Origin of the sequence: Pseudomonas neuropathica (genome assembly GCF_015461835.1) — a bacterium.
GTDB classification, from domain to species: domain Bacteria; phylum Pseudomonadota; class Gammaproteobacteria; order Pseudomonadales; family Pseudomonadaceae; genus Aquipseudomonas; species Aquipseudomonas neuropathica.
The window spans coordinates 23,176-29,662 of sequence record NZ_JACOPX010000029.1; the positions used below are offsets into that span (position 1 = coordinate 23,176).

The window sequence follows — 6,487 nt, forward strand, 5'->3', positions numbered from 1 at the left end:
ATATCAGCGCCACCGCAAATCAATCGGGTATTAGCGAATCCCCGCCAACAACGTTCGCGCCGTTTGCTTCAACGGCTCATCACCTTCCTTGAGTAACTCGTTAAGCAGAGCAATCGCACTGTCGATGTCACCGTCATCAATGCAGGTCTGCGCTTGTTCGAGTTTTCCAGAGTTTTCATCGTGTAGCGGCTCAGCTGCGTGCAAGTCCAACGGTTGCAACACCAGAGACGGCTCGGCATCGGCAAACTCATTGAGAAAATCTTCATCCAGCGGCTCGGCGTCCGGCTCAGGGATCCACTCAAGTTCGGCGTCCTCGCCGGCCGCTTCCGGCAGTTCAAAATCCTGCGGCAGTATTTTCAGGCTGGAGCCCAGCGCCGAGGTGTCGGCCGCTGGCTCAGTAGTGGCCGTGCGGCTGTCTTCCAGATCCCAACTGGAATCCATCGACAGCTCGCCCAGATTCAACTCGAAATCATCTTCAGGTGCCGGTTGGGCAGTGACAGCAGGCGCCAGCGCAATGACGGGCGCCGCCGCGGCCAACGGTGCGGCACCTGCCAGTTTCGGATGTCGGACACGAACGTCCTGTAACGTCTGGGCATCTACGCCTTGTTCACACAACTGACTTTCCTGCTGTTCATACGCGGCGCTGTCACCCTGGCGTCCCAGGACTTCGAGCAACTGCAAACCGATATCGGTGCGCTCCGGCTCCTTGTGCAAAGCGTCGCGCAATAACCCAGCAGCTTCGCCCAAGCGGCCGTAGGCCAGATAGATTCCTACTGCCTCCAGCACATCGCCCGCTGCCGGTTCTTCACGGTGTTGGGTTGAGGTGTGAGCCCTGACAGACTCTGCGTTTTCGACTTCAGCAACGTCAGGTTCCTCGCCCTGCGGCAACTGCGGCAGCGGTCGATCAGCCTGTTGCGACTGTTGCCGTCGACGGTGCACAAACAGCCCGGCCAAGGCCCCCAACAACAGCAACAGGCCCGCGAATAATGGCCAGTTCAAACCGTCATCTGTGGACTCGACAGGTGCCACAACCGGGGCAGGTGCCGGAGCGACTTCGGTCGGTGGCGGGGCTTTCCTGAGTTCGGTCAATTGCGTTTGCAGCTCAGTAATCTGCTTCTTGCCAGCGGCAATCTGCACATCCTGCGTCTGCAGTTTGGCGTTCAGCTCATCGACGCTCTTTTGCAATTGCTGATTGAGCAAGACACTGGCAGCCAGTTGCTCGGCCAGTGCATCGTCGGCGGGCGGATTTGCAGGCGCTGTCGCGGGCACGGCATCGCGTTTGGCCTGAGGTGCCTGCGGCGCTGCGACAACAGGCTCGACGCTGGGAAACGCGGAAGATTGTGCACGCGGATCCGGTTCATCGGTGGCCGGCACGATACCCGGCGAACCCGGAGGGTCGATCAAAACCGTGTACTCACGTAGCGAACGGCCATTGGGCTGATTGAGCTGCACAAGGAAATTCAGAAAAGGTTCGTTGACTGGTTTGCTTGACGTGACCCGGATCATCTGGCGATTGCCATGCAGGATCGGGATGAACTTGAGGTCGTTGAGGAAGAACACCCGTTCAACCCTGGCCTCGGCGAATTCATCCGCCGTGGCCAGGCGCACCGTCAGATCGTTTTGCGTCAGCCCGCCAACATCGACCAACGCGATATCGGCCTTGAGCGGCTGATTGAGACCTGAATGAACGGTGATATCACCCAGCCCCACAGCCATCGACCAGGCCGAATAGCTGAATACGCCAGCGGCCAGCAGCCATTTGGCGCCACCGCGCAGTACCACGTGCCGACTTGCGAGCATGAGCATCCCTTAAATAAGCAAAACCGACTTCTATGCGTTCGCACATCCGGTACGAACACGATATTGCCCAGTAGTTCTTATAGTCGGCTCAGCGCGATCTCTCAAAGATACGGCACGTGGATGTGCCTCAAGATTTTTCCAGGTTGCCCAGAATGTGCCCGTGAACCCGCATGCACACCTTCAAATCCGCCTCGTCGACGCCTTCGAACAGTTCGTGACGCAGTTGTGTGGCAATGGTTTCGATCTGTTCGATCAGTGGCAGGGCTGGGGCACAGAGGACGATTTTTTTCGCCCGGCGGTCTTCCATCACGGACTGGCGTTGCACCAGGCCCTGGCTTTCCAGACTGTCGAGCAAGCGAGCGAGGGTCGGACCTTCGACACCAACGCTCTGTGCCAGCTCACGTTGGGTCGGCGCTTCTTCGAAACGCGCCAGATGCAGCAGCACCAGCCAGCGCGCCTGGGACAGACCCAGCCCGGCCAGTCGGCGGTCCAGTTCGGCACGCCAGCCACGGGACATCTGGGCCAGTTGCATGCCAAAGCGGTGTTGATCGGTTAACGGCATAAAACACTCACGGTTAGACTGAAAATAAAGAAAATCTAATTATTAGCCAGCTAAGCATGAGCTGCAGTTATAGGCAAGTGGCGGTCTGTACTGAATCGTTACATCTTGAGAGCCCCTCACCCTGACCCTCCCGAAACGTCGGACCGCCCTTAGGGAGAGGGGACTGAATGGGGGATGCTCGGGATATTCAGCGACTTGAACGTGCTTTGGTGAATCCATAATCGACTCGGGTTTTCAGGGCGACGTATAGCGCAAGACACCTCGGTCGGCCCCCTCTACATTTGGGAGAGGGCTGGGCGGGCGGCGTTCCGATGAGGGGTACGGCCAAATTACATTTCGAATTCCGACTGCAACGCAGCCCGCACGCAATAAAGCACGCCCTCCGGCACACGCCCGGCAAACAGCTCCGCCACTTCGGCGACCGACGGCAACTCACCCTCGCCATCGAGGAACGCGTCCTGCACCTCACCCATCAACTCCTCAGGCAAATCCAGCGCCTGCTCAAGCGACAACTGCTGCTTGCCAATGGCCTCGGCAAGCATCGTGTACACATTCTTTTCCGAGCACTGCAACTGACCGGCGATTTGCAGTGGCGTCATGCCGGCGCGGGCCAGGGTGATCAGTTCATGGCGCACGTCGGCCACCGCTTTCGGCGCCTCGGTCTCGCCACCGAGCACTTCGAGGAAAGCATCGCCGTAGCGCTCCAGCTTGCGTGCGCCGACGCCGCTGACCCGGGCCATTTCTGCCAGCGTGGTCGGCTGGCTGCGGAGCATTTCCAGCAGGGTCGAGTCGGGAAAGATGACGTACGGCGGCACGCCATGCTCTTCGGCCAACTTGCGCCGCAGGGCGCGCAAGGCTTCCCACTGTTCGCGCTCTTCGCCGCGCACCAGTTGACTGGCCGGGCTCTTGCTGGTGGTTTTGGCGGTAACCTGCGGTTTGAGATCGCGGCGCAGCTCCAGCGTGACCTCGCCCTTGAGCAATGGCCGGCAACTGTCATTAAGACGCAGGCCGCCATAACCTTCGTGATCGACATCCGCCAGACCGCGCGCCACCAACTGGCGGAACAGCGAGCGCCACTCGCTCTCACTCAGTGCCTTGCCGACGCCGTACACCGACAGATGCTGATGGCCGAAGCTGCGGACTTTTTCGTTGTCCTTGCCCAGCAGCACGTCGACCAGATGACCGACGCCATAACGCTGGCCGGTGCGGAAAATCGCTGACAACGCCTGACGTGCAGGCTCGGTGGCGTCCCAGGTCTGCACGCCATCGACGCAGTTGTCGCAATGGCCACACGGCTCAGGCATGTCTTCATCGAAGTACGCCAGCAGGGTCTGACGACGGCAGCGGGTCTCTTCACAAAGCGACAGCATGGCGTCGAGCTTGTGCTGCTCCAGACGCTTGTGCCGCTCGTCGCCTTCGGAGTTCTGCAGCATCTGCTTGAGCATCACCACGTCCTGCAGACCGTAGGCCATCCAGGCATCCGCCGGCAGCCCGTCACGACCGCCGCGCCCGGTTTCCTGGTAATACGCCTCAAGGGATTTCGGCAGATCGAGGTGCGCGACAAAACGTACGTTGGGCTTGTCGATGCCCATGCCGAACGCCACGGTGGCGACCATGATCAAGCCTTCCTCGTTGAGGAAGCGCTTCTGATTGAAGGCGCGCAGATCATTGGGCAGACCCGCGTGATAGGGCAACGCCGGGAAGCCCTGCTCGCTGAGGAATGCCGCGACTTCCTCGACTTTCTTGCGCGACAGGCAATAGACGATGCCGGCGTCGCTGCGCCGCTCGGCGAGGAACGCCAGCAACTGCTTGCGCGGCTGCTCTTTGGGGACGATGCGGTAAAAGATGTTCGGGCGGTCGAAGCTCGACAGGAAGCGCTCGGCATTTTGCAGGTGCAGGCGGGTGACGATTTCTTCGCGGGTGCGCTTGTCGGCGGTGGCGGTCAGGGCGATGCGCGGTACGTCGGGGAACATCTCGGCCAACTGGCCCAGTTGCAGGTATTCCGGACGGAAGTCGTGGCCCCACTGCGACACGCAGTGCGCTTCGTCGATGGCGAACAACGCGATGTTCAGACCTTGCAGGAACGACAGCATGCGCGGCTGCACCAGACGCTCGGGCGCCAGATACAACATCTTCACTTCACCGCGCTTGATCCGCGCTGCGAGGTCACGCTGCTGTTCAGCGCTCAAGGTGGAGTTCAGCGCGGCGGCGGCCACACCGAGTTCTTCGAGGGTGGCGACCTGATCGTCCATCAGCGCAATCAGCGGCGACACCACCACCGCCAGGCCATCGCGCAACAGCGCCGGCACCTGAAAGCACAGGGACTTGCCGCCACCGGTAGGCATCAGCACCAGCGCATCACCGCCACTGGCCACGCGCTCAATGATTGCACCCTGACGGCCACGGAAACTGTCGTAGCCGAAGATGTCCTTGAGGACGCGTTGAGCCTGTTCGAGCATAAAAACTCCAAAAATCTACCGATACATCCCTGCGCAGGCTGGTTCAGAACAGCCGGGGCTGCTTAAACAAAACGTAAGAGCGCATTGCACGACAACCGTAAGGCGGGCAGGGATCGCAAAACGCGGCAGTATACCCGAGCCCTCCCCTGCACAGGGCGACACCCGTCGATACAATCGCTGATACCTGTGTAGGAGCTGCCGAAGGCTGCGATCTTTTGATCTTGTCTTTATTAAAAGCAAATCAAAAGATCGCAGCCTTCGGCAGCTCCTACAGGGTGTATGCAGGGTATGGCAGGTCAAATCTGCCATGCGGCTGGCTTGAGCGCGCAAGAAGGCCTAGAATTCCCGCATTGTTTATTCCCCAAGGTAGCCCCGTAATGTCCTTCGCTGAGCAACTGACCCGCCTGCAAGTTTTCCTCGACGCCGACGAGCTGCATGACGAGGCGCTGGATTACGTGGCCGCTCACGGCTACCTGACAGCGCTATCGATCTGCGCAGAAGACGTACCGGAGCGTGAGTGGATCGATGCCCTGTTCGCTGAAGAGCCGCATTACAGCAGCGACGCCCAGCGCGAAGAGATCGAAGCCACCCTGATCGGCCTCAAGGCCCACATCGCCCGTCAACTGGCCTCGGATGAAGAGTTCGAGCTGCCATGCGAACTGGATCTGGGCGACGAGCCGGACGATTCCGAACTGCGCGGCTGGTGCATCGGTTTCATGGAAGGCGTGTTCCTGCGTGAAGCGGCCTGGTTCGAAACCGCCGAAGAAGAAGTCAGCGAAATGCTCCTGCCGATCATGGTCGGTTCGGGCCTGTTCGACGAACAGCCGGAATTCGAAGACATCGCTAAGGACGCCAACCTGATGGACGACATGATCGTGCAGATCCCGGAAGCCCTGACCGCGCTGTACCTGCTGTGCCAGGCGCCCGACGAAAAACCGGCGATCCTCAAGCCACGTCACCACTAAGATCCGGCCTATGGACAACCCCATAGGCAACCGCCCCCTGATGTTGCGCTACATCCTGCTGGCCATCGGCTGGCTCAGCGTGGCATTGGGGGTGATCGGGATTTTCCTGCCCGTCCTGCCCACCACCCCTTTCCTTCTGCTCGCCGCGGCCTGCTTCGCGCGTAGCTCTCCGCGTTTCTATCAATGGCTGATCGAGCATCCCCGGCTGGGGCCATGGATCCGCGATTACCTCGATGGCAACGGCATTCCGCTCAAGGGCAAGGTCTACGCGATCGGGCTGATGTGGGCGAGCATTCTGTTCTCGTGCTACCTGGTGCCACTGCCGTGGGCGCGGGGGTTCATGTTGACCAGTGCGGTGTTGGTGACGGTTTACATTTTGCGGCAAAAAACGCTGCACAAGCGTTGAGTTGTCGGTAAATACCTGACTAAAAACAGCGCCCCGTTGATACCGCTCGTCGGATATCCCTACGCACCTGTCAGATCTGACAGGTGCGCATTCTGCCGTTTAACCGTTCAATCACTCCGTCCCTTCCCGCCACGGAGTCAGCGCCATGTCCAGCCCCAACAAACCCCTGCTACTCAAGGAACTCGACATCCCCGGGCGCAGCAAGGAACCGGTGTCGCAGGGCCCCGACATCTGGGGCATCAACATCGCGGCCGCACTGGGCAATTTTCCTCTTAACGGCCTGCTGTGCCAGGCG

5 protein-coding genes are annotated in these 6,487 nt (G+C 60.1%); 2 read left to right on the plus strand and 3 right to left on the minus strand.

The genetic code is table 11. The features are described from left to right. Positions 1–30: 30 nt before the first annotated feature. From H8F23_RS28320 to recQ, 3 genes are all read right to left on the minus strand, one after another. Positions 31–1,800 (minus strand): FimV/HubP family polar landmark protein, encoded by a 1,770-nt coding sequence (locus H8F23_RS28320; protein ID WP_194936534.1) that lies wholly within the window; start codon positions 1,798–1,800, stop codon positions 31–33. A gap of 127 nt (positions 1,801–1,927) precedes the next feature. After that, positions 1,928–2,362: a MarR family transcriptional regulator gene (locus H8F23_RS28325; RefSeq protein ID WP_016984207.1), complete on the minus strand. Its 435-nt coding sequence runs from the start codon at positions 2,360–2,362 to the stop codon at positions 1,928–1,930. A gap of 329 nt (positions 2,363–2,691) precedes the next feature. Next, a complete protein-coding gene (gene recQ / locus H8F23_RS28330; protein WP_194936535.1) occupies positions 2,692–4,821 on the minus strand; it encodes a DNA helicase RecQ in 2,130 nt (709 codons plus the stop codon). 377 nt (positions 4,822–5,198) lie between these two features. Here recQ and H8F23_RS28335 point away from each other — a divergent pair, with 377 nt between their 5' ends. Next, positions 5,199–5,786: a UPF0149 family protein gene (locus H8F23_RS28335; RefSeq protein WP_016984205.1), complete on the plus strand. Its 588-nt coding sequence runs from the start codon at positions 5,199–5,201 to the stop codon at positions 5,784–5,786. Between the two features lie 10 nt (positions 5,787–5,796). After that, entirely contained in the window at positions 5,797–6,192 is a 396-nt protein-coding gene (locus H8F23_RS28340; RefSeq protein WP_194936536.1) for a YbaN family protein, read from the plus strand. Positions 6,193–6,487: the final 295 nt, after the last annotated feature.

Coding starts and splice junctions, on each gene's coding strand:
- H8F23_RS28320 (WP_194936534.1), bottom strand. CDS start 1,800: ATGCTCGCAAGTCGGCACGTGGTACTGCGCGGTGGCGCCAAATGGCTG.
- H8F23_RS28325 (WP_016984207.1), bottom strand. CDS start 2,362: ATGCCGTTAACCGATCAACACCGCTTTGGCATGCAACTGGCCCAGATG.
- recQ (WP_194936535.1), bottom strand. CDS start 4,821: ATGCTCGAACAGGCTCAACGCGTCCTCAAGGACATCTTCGGCTACGAC.
- H8F23_RS28335 (WP_016984205.1), top strand. CDS start 5,199: ATGTCCTTCGCTGAGCAACTGACCCGCCTGCAAGTTTTCCTCGACGCC.
- H8F23_RS28340 (WP_194936536.1), top strand. CDS start 5,797: ATGGACAACCCCATAGGCAACCGCCCCCTGATGTTGCGCTACATCCTG.